The following is a 13,458-nucleotide window of genomic DNA, read 5'->3' as shown; positions in this document are numbered from 1 at the left end:
TTTGGTGGTTTTTTTCGGCGGCTGTCAGTTGCGGGGAGCGCCAAGGTGGTGAGGGTTCCTCCGAGAACCGCTACTAGCACATCCATGTGCGCTTGGCGTCGGCCATCCATGGCCGCCGACATTCTCGGAGGAACCCTCGCCACCTTGGCATCGGGCTTTGGAGTTCGCTTTCAACCCCTTCCAAACTCCCGAGTTCAAAGCATCTCAATAGCCATGGCAGTAGCTTCCCCACCACCAATGCAAAGGGCTGCAATGCCCTTCTTTTTGCCGTAACGCTGGAGAGCGTACATAAGGGTTACCAGCAGACGGGAGCCGGTGGAACCGACCGGGTGACCCTGGGCACAGGCGCCGCCGTGGATGTTGACTTTCTCGGGGTTCAGGCCGAGTTCGCGGATGGGCATCATGGCGACCATGGCGAAGGCTTCGTTAATCTCGAAGAGGTCTACGTCGTCTTTGCTCCATCCGGTTTTGCCGAACAGCTTTTCGATGGCGCCAACCGGGGCGCAGGTGAACTCGGACGGATGCTGGGATTGGGTACTATGGCCAACGATGCGGGCCAGGGGTTTGAGGCCGCGTTTTTCGGCTTCGGATTCGCGCATCAGGAGCAGCGCGGAGGCGCCGTCGGAGATTGAAGACGCGTTAGCAGCGGTAACGGTGCCGTCTTTGGCAAAGGCCGGGCGCAGGCTCGGGATCTTTTCGATGTTAGCGTTGTGGGGCTGCTCGTCGTCCTCGACGACCACGTCGCCTTTGCGGCCTTTCACGGTTACCGGGACGATTTCGTCTTTCAACAGGCCCGTTTCAATGGCTTTCTTGGCCCGTGTGAGTGAAGTGATGGCGTACTCGTCCATTTCTTCCCGGGTGTAGCCTTTCTTGTCAGCCATTTCCTGAGCAAAGGCACCCATCAGGCGACCGGTTTCGGCGTCTTCCAGGCCGTCCAGGAACATGTGATCCTGGGGTGCCTGGCCCGGTCCCATGCGGTAGCCGCTACGGACGCCCTGCAGGATATAGGGTGCGTTGGACATGCTCTCCATGCCACCGGCAACCATGATGTCGTTGCTGCCCGCTTTGATGAGGTCGTGAGCAAACATGGCGGCTTTCATGCCGGAGCCGCAGAGTTTGTTGATGGTGGTGGCGCCGGTGTTATCAGGCAGCCCCGCCTTGCGCATGGCCTGGCGTGCCGGGCCTTGTTTGAGGCCGGCAGGCAGGACGTTGCCCATGATGACTTCCTGCACATCCGCAGGCTGCAGGCCGGCGCGTTTTACGGCTTCGGTGATGGTGAGTGCGCCCAGGTCGGTGGCGCTGACACTGGCCAGGCTACCCTGAAATCCACCCATGGGGGTGCGGACACCGCTTACGATTACGACGCTGTCTGTGCTCATTTCTGAATCTCTCTGTTGGTTGTCTGGTAGTTTTTTTGTCGGGTTACGCTTCGCTAACCCGACCTACTTTGAGTGAAACCTTGTAGGTCGGATTAGCGAAGCGTAATCCGACGCCACCTACGGTTTATGCGGTGCTTCGAGATATTCCCGGGACTGCATTTCGAGCAGGCGGGACTCGGTGCGCTCAAATTCGAAGCCAAGGCGACCGCCGGTATAGAGCTCGGTAATCGGGGCAGATGCCGAGATAATGACTTTGACGTTACGGTCGTAGAATTCGTCAATCATGTTAATGAATCGGCGAGCCTGGTCGTCTTTCTCTTTACCCAGAACCGGCACATTGCTGACGATGATGGCGTGAAACTGCCGGGCCATTTCGATGTAATCGTTCTGGCTCCGGGGGCCGTCGCAGACGTCTTTGAAATCAAACCAGACCACGTCGTCTGCGTGGGCCTGGGCCGGAATTTTACGGCCGTTGATTTCCATGGTTTTGCTGTGTTTACCGGCCTCAACCGCGAGGGCATCGAAGCTTTTGCGAAGGCTGACATCCGCGTCTTCATCCAATGGCGAGTGAAAGAGCTCCGCCTGCTCCAGGGTTCTCAACCGGTAGTCCACGCCGCCATCCACGTTGACCACATCGGTGTGCTTCTTGACCAATTCGATAGCCGGCAGAAACCGGGCGCGCTGGAGACCATCCTTGTAAAGACCATCCGGAACGATATTGGAGGTGCACACCAGGGTGACGCCGCGGCTGAACAAACCGTCCATGAGGGTTGCGAGGATCATGGCGTCGCCAATGTCAGACACGAAAAACTCGTCGAAACATATAACCCGGGTTTCATCGGCAAACTTCCTGGAGACCAGTTCCAGCGGGTTTTTCTCGCCCTTGAGGGATTTGAGTTCGCTGTGGACACGCTGCATAAAGCGGTGAAAGTGAACCCGCATCTTGCGATCAAAGGGCAAGGACTCGTAGAACGTATCCATCAGGTAGGTTTTACCGCGACCTACCCCGCCCCAGAAATACAGACCTTTGACCGGCTCCTCCTTGCCTTTCTTGAGCTTACGCAAAAGTTTGACCTTGGGCTTGCTGCGATCCCTTTCGGCTTCCACCAGTTTGTCGTACAGTGATTGAAGGCGCTTGACCGCATCTTCCTGGGCCGAGTCCTTCTGGAAATCCGGGCGTTCAAGATCCTTCTGGTAACGTTGCCAAGGGGTCATGGTCGCACTGGTTTCGGAGGACATCGCAGCTGTCATCAAGGTATTCCCGGAAGTTGATCGTAAATTTGGGCGCCATATTGTCTCGCATTTGGCGATTTTTCGCCACGTTGGCCGCCTCGGCAGCAATACGACGATTGGCTCAGGCCACAATCATGGGATGATGGAGCCTGGGGCGTTATACTCTTCTTACAGGGGCTTGGCTCACTTCTAGGTAATAAGGACGACACAGCATATGACAAACCTGATTCTGGCAGCGATTGCCGCATTGGTTGTTGGCATTGTCATCGGGGTAATTGTTGGCCGTTCCGGTCAGGGAACGTCGCTTCGGCAGCGTCGGGCGGAACAGCAGATTGAGGAACTGAGAAGCGAATATACCCGCTACCAGGCCCAGGTGAATGAACATTTCATGGAATCGGCCCATTTGCTACGCCGCTTCAACGATGCCTACCGCGATGTGAACCAGCACATGGCCCGCGGAGCCAACCGTCTTTGCAATGACGAAGACTGGATGGAGGAATTGGCGCAGGAGACTTCGAAGAAGCGCCTGGAGGAGGTTCGCGAGGACGCTTCCGAGCCGCCGCGGGACTATGCGCCGAAGACGGATCCCAAGGACTCTGGGACGCTTGCTGAGGACTTTGGGCTCAAGAAGGGTGATAAGGCTCAACAGGCCTGATTTATTGAAGGCCTGACCTTACTCTGGCGCTCGGGCCATTTTAAGACTTCTAGTTTCGGTGAACGGGCGGGGCGGACACCCCGCCCAGTCAGATTCTGTGCAATTCGCTTCGAGAATGAATCACCGCTCAGATGAAGGCTTCAATCTCAGTCCGTACTAACCTTTAAACCGGGTTATCACAGTCAATAAACTTGTGGGTTACCCCAAACTCCTTCACTAGCGCCTTTCCGAGAGCCTGAACGCCGTAGCGTTCGGTCGCGTGATGTCCGGCAGCGTAGTAATGAATGCCGCACTCCCTTGCCGTGTGTGTCGTCGGCTCGGAGATTTCACCGCTTATGTAGGCATCGAGGCCGGCATCCAGAGCCGTGTTAATAAACCCCTGTGCAGCACCGGTACACCACCCTACCCGTTTGATCGCAGTCGGACCGTCGCCGACCCAGAGCGGCTCGCGATGTAGCTGTCTGGCGATGTGAAGACCGAAATCCTCGGGAGACATTGCTTCTTCAAGCTCGCCTTCCCAGACCAGACCGCCGAGCGGGCGTGGATTCCTGATATCGAGAACGTCCGCCAGCTGACGATTGTTGCCGTATTCGGGGTGGTCATCCAGGGGAAGGTGATAGGCGACCAGATTGATATCGTTGTCGAGAAGCTGTTTCAAGCGTTCTCGTTTCATCCCCTGAATGCGCTGGTCCTCACCTTTCCAAAAGTAGCCATGGTGGACCAGGATCATATCGGCGTTTGCTTCAATGGCGGCTTCGATGAGCGCTTTTGAGGCAGTTACGCCGGAGATGACAGTATTAATTTCGGATTTGCCTTCAACCTGTAGGCCATTTGGGCAATAGTCCTGGAAATCTCCAGGCTGGAGCCACTCATTGATTTTCTTCAAGATGTCGTTTCGTTCAGCCATCAGTAATCGCTCCGGACTATTTCTGAGAAGTTCGACGAGCGAGGCAGGCACCCCTTTCCGGGAATGTCGGCGGCCAAGGATGGCCGACGTCAAGCGCAGATGGGTGAGGCCGAGCGTTTATGAAGCTAAGCTTCATGCGACAGCCGAACGACAGCAATCTGCGATTGCTGGCTGGACCCGCCTGCGGGTGCTCGTAGCGGTTCCCGGGAAGGGGTGCCTGCCTTGCGCTGCCCGCTAGCTCCAAAGGCTAGAGTGATTCGAGTCCAGCAATCAACGCATCATTCTGATCGACAGTACCAATCGTAATTCGAAGGAAGTCGCTAATCCGGGGCTTGTTAAAGTGCCGGACGATAATTCCCTGTTCCCTCAGGCCCTTTGCCAAAGCCTCACCCGGCTGGCCTTTATGACGGGCAAAGATAAAGTTTGCCTTTGAGGGTAACACTTCAAAACCCAGCCGCTCGAGAGCAGCCGTTACGCGCTCCCGCTCGGAGATCACGCCATCGCAGCACTTCCGGAACCAGGCCTCATCTTCATAGGCCGCCTTCGCACCGGCCAGGGCCAGGCGGTCCAGCGGGTAGCTGTTGAAGCTGTTCTTGACTCGGTTCAGGGCCTCGATAAGGTCCGGATGACCAACGGCGAAACCTACTCGCAAACCGGCTAGTGACCGCGCTTTGGAGAGCGTCTGGGAAACCAGCAGGTTGGGGTACTTGTCGACCAGGGTAATCGCCGACTCGCCACCAAAATCGATGTAGGCTTCATCCACCACAACAACGCGATCCGGGTTGGCAGCCAGGATTTCTTCCACATGCTGCAACTCGAGGTACCGACCGGTTGGCGCATTCGGATTCGGGAAGATGACGCCGCCGTTGGGTTGCTTGAAGTCATCCGGGTTGATTTCAAAGCTTTCTGTCAGCGGTACTTTTCTGCTCTCGATGTTGTAGAGACCGCAGTACACCGGGTAGAAGCTGTAGGTGATGTCCGGAAACAGGATCGGTTCGCCGTGCTGGAACAGGCCAAAGAAGATGTGGGCCAGGACTTCATCGGAGCCGTTGCCGAGGAAGATCTGTTCCGGCTTTACCTTGTGGTAGGCGGCGATGGTCTGGCGCAGGCCTTCGCCTTCCGGATCTGGATAGAGACGCAAGCCGTCGTTCAGTTCGGCCTGGATGGCTTCGATGACTTTTGGTGAGGGGCCGAAGGGGTTTTCGTTGGTGTTCAGCTTCACCAGGTTGGCCATTTTTGGTTGTTCGCCCGGGACATATGGAACCAGGTCGTTTACCAAAGGACTCCAGAATTTGCTCATAGATCAGTCCTTAATCCGATATTCCGCCGACCGAGCATGGGCGGTTAAGCCCTCGCCACGAGCAAGAACCGATGCCACTCGCCCCATGCGGTCAGCACCGGCAGCGCTGAAGCCGATGATGGAGGACCGTTTCTGGAAGTCGTAAACACCCAGCGGTGAGGAGAACCGTGCGGTGCCACTGGTGGGCAGCACGTGGTTCGGGCCGGCGCAGTAGTCGCCGAGGGCTTCCGCGGTGTAGCGGCCCATGAAGATGGCACCAGCGTGGCGGATGTCTTCGAGCATGGCCTCCGGGTCTTCGACCGACAGCTCCAGGTGTTCCGGTGCGATGCGGTTGGACACTTCGGCGGCTTGTTTAAGATCGGCGACCTGGATCAATGCGGCGCGGTCGGTCATGGAGGTGCGGATGATGTCAGCACGCTCCATGGTTGGCAGCAGTTTGTTGATACTGGCCTCAACGGCATCCAGGAATTCGGCATCGGGGCTGACCAGGATGGACTGGGCCTGTTCGTCGTGTTCTGCCTGGGAGAAAAGGTCCATGGCAATCCAGTCGGGATCAGTTTGGCCATCACTGATCACGAGGATTTCCGAGGGGCCGGCGATCATGTCGATGCCGACCACACCAAAGACTTCCCGCTTGGCGGTGGCAACAAAAATATTGCCGGGCCCGACGATTTTATCGACAGCCGGAATGGTTTCTGTGCCATAGGCCAATGCCCCTACGGCCTGCGCGCCGCCAACGGTAAATACACGGTCGACGCCCGCAATCGCCGCGGAGGCCAAAACCATGTCATTCACCACACCATCCGGTGTCGGGACGACCATCACCACTTCGCTGACACCGGCAACTTTCGCGGGAATCGCGTTCATGAGCACGGATGACGGGTAAGCGGCTTTGCCGCCGGGCACGTACAAGCCCGCACGGTCCAGAGGCGTTACTTTCTGGCCAAGCACGGTTCCGTCTTCGTCCTCATACTGCCAGGACTTCTGGTTCTGACGCTCGTGGTAATCGCGGATCCGCTCAGCCGCTTTTTCAAGGGCAACACGCTGGTCCTCGGGAATCGCGTCCAGAGCCTGTTGCAAACGGCCTTGATCCATTTCCAGCTCGGCGACAGAGCCAACCTTCAGGCGATCGAACTTCTCGGTAAACTCCAGAACCGCCTGGTCACCACGGGTTTTCACCTCATGCAGGATATGACGCACCGACTCGTTCACCTGATGATCAACGCTGTCGTCCCAGGCCAGCAGTTTGGCCAACGCATCATAAAAGTTACTTTGGGAAGCGTTCAATCTGGTGATCTTGGCGGTCATAACTCATATCCTGCTCTAGGTTACCGGGGGCAGAAGAACACTTTCTTCTGCCCCCTACTTCACTGAAGACCGGCTCTGACTCAGAGCCGGCGCTTGTCCACGGCAGCGGACATCTTTTCAATTATGGGGTTAATACGCTCGTGTTTCATCTTCATGGACGCGCGATTAACCACCAACCGGCTGCTGATGTTCTCAATCAGCTCACGGGCTTCAAGGCCATTCGCCTTCAGTGTATTGCCGGTATCAACAATGTCGACGATCTCATCAGCCAGACCCAGAATAGGTGCCAGTTCCATCGCGCCGTAGAGCTTGATGATGTCTGCCTGGCGTCCCTGGGCCGAGTAGTATCGGCGGGCCAGATTCACGAATTTTGTTGCCACCTTGATACGACCGGGTGGCGGAGTCTGATCTTTCGGGCCGGCGGTCATCAGGCGGCAACGGGAAATATTCAGATCCAGTGGCTCGTAAAGCCCTTCCCCACCGTGCTCCATCAGAACATCCTTGCCGGTGACGCCAAGGTCCGCCCCGCCATACTGAACATAGGTCGGCACGTCTGTGGCCCGGATGATCAACACCCGGACATTGGGATCCGTTGTCGGAAACACCAGTTTGCGCGACTTCTTGACGTCGTCGACCAGTTCAATTCCCGCTTCCGCCAACAGCGGCAGGGTTTCTTCCAGAATTCGCCCCTTCGACAAGGCGATGGTTATGGAATCTGTCATGGATTCTTCCGGTTTCCCGTATTGTCTGGATGGATGTCTTTCACGCTGGCAGGCGGCGGATGGTGGCACCCAGCAACTGCAGTTTCTCTTCAATACATTCGTAACCGCGATCAATGTGATAGATGCGGTCTACAATGGTATCGCCGTCAGCCATGAGCCCTGCAATCACCAGGCTGGCCGAAGCCCTCAGGTCCGTGGCCATGACCGGGGCACCGGTAAGGTGGTCTACGCCCTTGATGATGGCGGCGTTACCCTCAAGCGTGATATCCGCACCCATGCGGATCAGCTCCTGCAGGTGCATGAACCGGTTCTCGAACACGGTTTCCACGATGGTTCCGGTGCCTTCGGCCACGGCGTTCATGGCGGCGAACTGAGCCTGCATGTCCGTCGGGAAGGCCGGGTAAGGTGCTGTGCGAAGACCCACCGCTTTCGGGCGATTGCCCTTCATGTCCAGCTCAATCCAATCCGGGCCGGTGTTGATGTGGGCGCCGGCCTCTTCGAGCTTGAGGACAACGGCTTCCAGCAGGTCTTCCCGGGTATCCTTCAGCTTGACCCTACCGCCGGTTGCAGCCGCAGCCACCAGATAGGTACCGGTTTCAACACGGTCTGGCAGCACGTTGTAATGGCAACCGTGCAGGCGCTCAACACCGTTGATTTCGATGGTGGCAGTACCGTGGCCTTTGATGTCCGCGCCCATGGCGATCAGACACTCGGCAAGGTCAACAACCTCCGGCTCGCGGGCCGCGTTTTCCAGGATGGTTTTTCCGTCTGCCAGGGCAGCGGCCATCATCAGGTTCTCGGTGCCAGTTACGGTGACGGTATCCAGGAAGATGTGGGCGCCCTTCAGTCGACCGTTGGTCTTGGCCTTGATATAGCCATTCTCGACCTTGATATCCGCACCCATCATTTCCAGGCCGTGGATATGCAGGTTCACCGGACGACTGCCGATTGCACAGCCGCCTGGCAGGGATACTTCTGCTTCGCCGAAGTGAGCCACCAGCGGACCCAACACCAGGATAGAGGCGCGCATGGTTTTCACCAGCTCGTACGGCGCGTGGAAATGCTCGATGGTATTGGCGTGAATTTCCACGCTCATTTTCTCATCAATAATCACTTCAACACCCATGCGCCCGAGAAGCTCGATCATGGTGGTTACGTCGTGCAGGTGCGGCAGGTTGCCTACGGTCACCGGCTCGTCCGCCAGCAGGGTTGCTGCCAGGATTGGCAGTGCTGCGTTCTTGGCACCGGAAATCCGGATTTCGCCATCCAGAGGCTTGCGACCCCTGATCAGAAGTTTATCCACAATAAATATCCTGTTTTGTCCGGGCCGCTCAGCCCTGGCGCTCGGCCCATTCAGCCGGAGTAAAGGCTTTCGGATGCAGTGCGTGAATCGAGCCATCCATGATCTGTTGGAACAGCGCCTTGTTAATCAGCTGCTGGCGCTTGATGGTCGGCAGGCCTTCGAAGACATCACCCACCACGACGACCAGATAATGGGTACCATCAACCTGTACCTGAACTTCGCAGTCGGGCAATGCTTCTTTGACCAACTCGGTGACTTGGGCGGCATCCATAAAAAATCCTCGGGTGTTTTGAAATCAGGGGCGAGATTGTAACCAATTCCGGCGCTCGGGTCAGCTTTACCGTCCGGCAAACAAAGGGACCGGGGCCGGGAAAGTCAGTGGGCGGGATGGGCCGATTCCGGACCAAACCCCGCGAGCTGGTCATCGAGGTTGCTCAGGGCCGCCAGAGAGGCCAGGCGACCACTGACACCCCGGAATGACAAAGAAATACCTGTCTGATGTGCCAGGCGTTGCCAACAGAGCAGCATGGAAAGCACCACGCTGTGAGCGGTGACCAGACCATCCAGGTCGACCACCAGATCGGCGGATACCGAACGGATCAGCTTCTCACCCTCGTTTCTCAGGCTGATGACAGTATCTGTGGTCACCTCACCTGAAACCATAAGAGCTCCGTCAGAAAGCTGGACCCTGGGCACCGCTGTGGTCATGATTTGTCCACTTCCTGGTCCAGATTCAGGGATTCAACAGCGTCGCTCCAGCCGTCGATCACCGCCTGAATCTGTCCGCGGCTTTCTTCCATTTCCTGACTGAACCGATCCCGAAAGGCCAGACCGATGTTCACGCCCTCAACGATGACATTTTCCATCAACCATTTGCCGTCGGAGTTCTTGTACATCGAATAAGTTACCGGGTAGCGGGTACCGGATGCACTGATCACTTCCATCTGGACAGAGGCGCGTTCCTCACTCTGTGGATTGATGGTTGCCTCCTTGACCTGGATCTCAAAATTTTCCGCACTCACCAGAGCCTGGGCGTAGCTGTCAAACAGGCTGCGCTTGAACTTCACCACAAACTCGTCCCGCTGTTCGGGCGTCGTCTGGCGGGCGTAACGCCCCATCACCCGCGCAGCAATACGGCGGAAGTCCACGAAGTCCGTCAGGGTCTGATCCATGCTCTCATAAAAAGCTTCCGGGTCGCGCTCGTAAAGGCCGCGCTCTTCGTTGAGCTTTTCAACCAACCGTTGGGTATTCTCATCCACATACTTGCGGAGTTCCTCCGCTTCGCTCGCCTGTACCGGCGCAACCAGAACCAGGGCCATCATAAGGCCAAGCAGAATGTGGTGTTTCAGTGCAAACATCAGGATCTCCTGTTGAATCTTTCCGGCCCGAATCAACGGCCCGATGCAAAGTTGCTTATCAGTCGCTCCAGGTTCATGGCCGACTGTGTTGAATAGAAGGTATCGCCTTCTTTCAGCGAATCCATCTCGGCCCCAATCGATATATCAATGTACTGCTCACCGAGCAGGCCGGATGTACGTATAACTGCGGAACTGTCCGAAGGGATGTTGTCGACGTCCGAATGAATCGACATTTCCACCCGAGCCTGGAACGTCTCTTTGTTCAGACTGATGGTTTCAATGGTGCCAACAGTCACCCCGGCCATCGAGACCCGACCGCGTGGCGTGAGCCCGCCGGTATCGTTGAAATTGGCGTAAATAGTGTAGGTGCTCTCGGCCGATTTCGGCGACAGGCCGCTTACCTGCAATGCCAGGACCAACAAGGCTGCGCAGCCTGCGATCATGAACAGGCCAACAATGATTTCAGTGGTTCTCTGTGCCATTTCCGGCTCCGGTATTATCTCGTTGATCAATGAATCAGAAATCGCCAAACATGACAGCGGTCAGTACAAAATCCAGCCCCAGCACCGCCAGCGATGAATACACCACAGTCTTTGTGGTCGCCGAACTGATACCTGCTGATGTCGGCACACAGTCATAGCCCTGATAAACCGCAATCCAGGCGCAGACGAAGCCGAAAACGACGCTTTTGATGACCCCGTTGAGGACATCATCGACAAAATCCACCGACGATTGCATGTTGCCCCAGAAGGAGCCCTCAAACACGCCCAGCCAGTCTACACCCACCAACATGCCGCCCCAGATGCCGACCACCGAGAAGATGACCGCAAGCACCGGCATGGCGATAAACCCGGCCCAGAGGCGCGGGGCAATCACCCGTCGCAGCGGGTCCACGCCCATCATTTCCATACTGGATAGCTGCTCGGTGGCTTTCATCAGGCCGATTTCCGCCGTCAGCGCGGAACCCGCACGACCCGCGAACAGCAATGCAGTCACAACCGGGCCGAGCTCGCGCACCAGAGTGAGGGCAATCATCTGGCCTATGGCAGCTTCAGAACCGTAATCACTGAGAATCGTGTAACCCTGCAGCCCCAGAACCATGCCGATAAACAGGCCCGAGACCACAATAATGGCCAGGGAAAGAACGCCAACGGCGTAAAGCTGTTTGATCAGGAGGGGGAATCCGGTTGCCGGCCTGGGCACGCCACCCAGAACGCCCGCAAGAAACCGGCCTGAGCGGCCAAATGATGAGATAATGTTGAGCCAGAGACGCCCGAACGCTGCGATTCTGTCGATCAAGACGCACCCCCGGGAAGCCCGAAATCCTGGGCAGCGCCTTCGGCCGGATAGTGAAAGGGTACCGGGCCGTCCGGCTGCCCCTGCAGGAATTGCTGCACCTGCTGCGAGGGGTGCTCCCGAAGCTCTTCGGGTGTGCCTGCGCCGATCACTTTTCCGTCCGAAATGATGCAGGCGTAATGGCAGATGCTGAGGGATTCAGGCACATCGTGGGAAACAAGAACACTGGTCAGGCCCATGGAGCTGTTCAGATCCCGGATCAGTTTGACGAGCACGCCCATGGCAATGGGGTCCTGGCCGGCGAATGGCTCGTCGTACATGATCAGCTCCGGGTCTAGCGCAATACTGCGGGCAAGAGCAACCCGGCGGGTCATGCCTCCTGACAGTTCCGAGGGCATCAGGTGGCGTGCACCACGCAAACCGACCGCTTCAAGCTTCATCAGAACAATGTCGCGAATCATGTCTTCCGGCAGCTTTGTATGTACCCGAAGCGGGAAGGCGACGTTCTCGAACACGCTCAGATCGGTGAACAGAGCTCCGCTCTGGAACAGCATGCCCATCTTTTCCCGAAGGCTGTAGAGGGCCTTGCGCTTGAGCTTTGGCACTTCGTGGCCGTCCACCACAACGCTGCCGGAATCCGGCTTGAGCTGACCACCAATAAGACGCAGAAGCGTGGTTTTCCCGGTCCCGCTGGGGCCCATGATGGCGGTAATTTTCCCGCGGGGAATATCCAGGCTGACACCATCGAAGATACGGCGCCCAGAGCGGGAGAACACGACATCCTTGAGCGATATGTAAGCCGGTGAATCCATAGTCCCTACCTTTCAAAGAGGCGCTACATTATGCCATGGAGCGCCCGAGCTCAATCCAAAGAGCGCAAAATGTACTGATAGCAATGATCAGTTTGACTGAACTTTCGTTAACCGGGCATCGTTGCCGGATGAAAATGGTATACTCTGCCCCACATTTTCAATGTCCAGACAGCCAGGCCCAAAGCCCGATGACCGAACAGACTCCCAGCGACTTCAGAACCTCCGCCATCCGCGCCATTCGCATCGAGCGCGACGCCATTGACGCCCTGGAGAGCCGGATTGACGACCAGTTCACCCGGGCCTGCGAGGTTATCATGGGCTGCAAGGGCCGCGTGGTTGTGACCGGCATGGGAAAATCCGGCCACATCGGCAACAAGATCGCAGCAACCCTGGCCAGCACCGGCACACCCTCGTTTTTCGTTCATCCGGGTGAGGCAAGCCACGGCGACATGGGCATGATCACGCCTCAGGATGTGGTTATCGCCATTTCCAACAGTGGCAACACCAGCGAGGTGGTTACGATTCTGCCGCTGATCAAACGCATGGGCGCGCCGCTGATCAGCATGACCGGCAATGCCGGGTCCACCCTGGCCCGGGAAGCCGTCGCCAACCTGGACGTGAGCGTCATGGTTGAAGCCTGCCCGCTGGGCCTGGCACCCACTTCTTCTACAACGGCCACCCTGGTCATGGGCGACGCTCTTGCGGTTGCCCTGCTCGAGGCCCGCGGCTTCAGTGCCGAGGATTTTGCTTTCTCCCATCCGGGCGGCAGCCTGGGCCGCCGGCTGCTACTCCGGGTATCCGACATCATGCACACCGGTGATCAGATTCCGGTCGTCAACGAGGGCACCCCCCTCAGCGGCGCTCTCCTGGAAATTTCCCGCAAGGGCCTTGGCATGACAACCGTCGTCGATCAGGAAGGCACTCTCACCGGGATATTTACGGACGGTGACCTGCGTCGGACTCTGGATCGATCGGTGGATATTCATAATACGCCCATCAACGAGGTGATGACCCGGAATGGCAAAACCATTCAGGCCGATCATCTGGCGGCGGAAGCACTCAATATCATGGAAGAAATGAAGATCAATGCCCTGCCGGTAACCGACGAAAAGGGTGCTCTCATTGGCGCCATCAACATGCATGACCTGCTGCGAGCCGGCGTAATCTGAGGGGGCTATGAGGAGC

At 57.3% G+C, this 13,458-nt stretch carries 15 protein-coding genes; 2 read left to right on the top strand and 13 right to left on the bottom strand.

From position 1 onward, the window contains the following. Positions 1–194: 194 nt before the first annotated feature. Positions 195–1,379 carry a thiolase family protein gene (locus tag CFT65_RS08625; protein ID WP_088827641.1) on the bottom strand — a complete coding sequence of 395 codons (1,185 nt, stop codon included), beginning with the start codon at positions 1,377–1,379 and terminating at the stop codon, positions 195–197. Positions 1,380–1,496: 117 nt separating this feature from the next. After that, on the bottom strand, positions 1,497–2,594 hold the full coding sequence (gene zapE / locus CFT65_RS08620; protein WP_172408478.1) for a cell division protein ZapE: 1,098 nt from the start codon (positions 2,592–2,594) through the stop codon (positions 1,497–1,499). A gap of 232 nt (positions 2,595–2,826) precedes the next feature. Between zapE and CFT65_RS08615 the strand changes: the two genes are divergently transcribed. After that, positions 2,827–3,267: a YhcB family protein gene (locus CFT65_RS08615; RefSeq protein ID WP_088827639.1), complete on the top strand. Its 441-nt coding sequence runs from the start codon at positions 2,827–2,829 to the stop codon at positions 3,265–3,267. Between the two features lie 163 nt (positions 3,268–3,430). Here the strand turns inward: CFT65_RS08615 and CFT65_RS08610 are convergent, their stop codons facing one another. From CFT65_RS08610 to CFT65_RS08560, 11 genes are all read right to left on the bottom strand, one after another. After that, entirely contained in the window at positions 3,431–4,174 is a 744-nt protein-coding gene (locus tag CFT65_RS08610; protein ID WP_088827638.1) for a Nif3-like dinuclear metal center hexameric protein, read from the bottom strand. Between the two features lie 247 nt (positions 4,175–4,421). Further along, positions 4,422–5,474, bottom strand: a complete 1,053-nt coding sequence (gene hisC, locus CFT65_RS08605) for a histidinol-phosphate transaminase (RefSeq protein ID WP_088827637.1) — start codon at positions 5,472–5,474, stop codon at positions 4,422–4,424. Between the two features lie 3 nt (positions 5,475–5,477). Then, positions 5,478–6,782 carry a histidinol dehydrogenase gene (gene hisD, locus CFT65_RS08600; RefSeq protein ID WP_088827636.1) on the bottom strand — a complete coding sequence of 435 codons (1,305 nt, stop codon included), beginning with the start codon at positions 6,780–6,782 and terminating at the stop codon, positions 5,478–5,480. Between the two features lie 80 nt (positions 6,783–6,862). Then, positions 6,863–7,504: an ATP phosphoribosyltransferase gene (hisG, locus tag CFT65_RS08595; protein ID WP_088827635.1), complete on the bottom strand. Its 642-nt coding sequence runs from the start codon at positions 7,502–7,504 to the stop codon at positions 6,863–6,865. Between the two features lie 40 nt (positions 7,505–7,544). After that, positions 7,545–8,807 (bottom strand): UDP-N-acetylglucosamine 1-carboxyvinyltransferase, encoded by a 1,263-nt coding sequence (gene murA / locus CFT65_RS08590; protein ID WP_088827634.1) that lies wholly within the window; start codon positions 8,805–8,807, stop codon positions 7,545–7,547. Between the two features lie 28 nt (positions 8,808–8,835). After that, the gene (locus tag CFT65_RS08585; RefSeq protein ID WP_088827633.1) at positions 8,836–9,078 is read right to left on the bottom strand and encodes a BolA family protein; all 243 of its coding nucleotides are present in this window, start codon (positions 9,076–9,078) and stop codon (positions 8,836–8,838) included. Positions 9,079–9,182: 104 nt separating this feature from the next. Then, the gene (locus CFT65_RS08580; protein ID WP_088827632.1) at positions 9,183–9,515 is read right to left on the bottom strand and encodes an STAS domain-containing protein; all 333 of its coding nucleotides are present in this window, start codon (positions 9,513–9,515) and stop codon (positions 9,183–9,185) included. Continuing rightward, entirely contained in the window at positions 9,512–10,165 is a 654-nt protein-coding gene (locus tag CFT65_RS08575; RefSeq protein WP_088828195.1) for an MlaC/ttg2D family ABC transporter substrate-binding protein, read from the bottom strand. The genes CFT65_RS08580 and CFT65_RS08575 overlap by 4 nt, the downstream gene beginning before the upstream one ends. A 32-nt stretch (positions 10,166–10,197) precedes the next feature. Further along, complete coding sequence (gene mlaD / locus CFT65_RS08570; protein WP_088827631.1) at positions 10,198–10,647, bottom strand: outer membrane lipid asymmetry maintenance protein MlaD; 450 nt, start codon at positions 10,645–10,647, stop codon at positions 10,198–10,200. Between the two features lie 34 nt (positions 10,648–10,681). Next, positions 10,682–11,464 carry a lipid asymmetry maintenance ABC transporter permease subunit MlaE gene (gene mlaE / locus CFT65_RS08565; RefSeq protein ID WP_088827630.1) on the bottom strand — a complete coding sequence of 261 codons (783 nt, stop codon included), beginning with the start codon at positions 11,462–11,464 and terminating at the stop codon, positions 10,682–10,684. Beyond that, entirely contained in the window at positions 11,461–12,273 is an 813-nt protein-coding gene (locus tag CFT65_RS08560) for an ABC transporter ATP-binding protein (protein WP_088827629.1), read from the bottom strand. The genes mlaE and CFT65_RS08560 overlap by 4 nt, the downstream gene beginning before the upstream one ends. Positions 12,274–12,461: 188 nt before the next feature. Here CFT65_RS08560 and CFT65_RS08555 point away from each other — a divergent pair, with 188 nt between their 5' ends. Then, a complete protein-coding gene (locus CFT65_RS08555; RefSeq protein ID WP_088827628.1) occupies positions 12,462–13,442 on the top strand; it encodes a KpsF/GutQ family sugar-phosphate isomerase in 981 nt (326 codons plus the stop codon). The last annotated feature ends 16 nt before the right edge of the window (positions 13,443–13,458 follow it).

Origin of the sequence: Marinobacter sp. es.048 (assembly GCF_900188435.1) — a bacterium.
Classification (GTDB): domain Bacteria; phylum Pseudomonadota; class Gammaproteobacteria; order Pseudomonadales; family Oleiphilaceae; genus Marinobacter.
The sequence above is the reverse complement of the archived record's forward strand: the minus strand, read 5'-3'. Positions and strand labels throughout refer to the sequence as shown.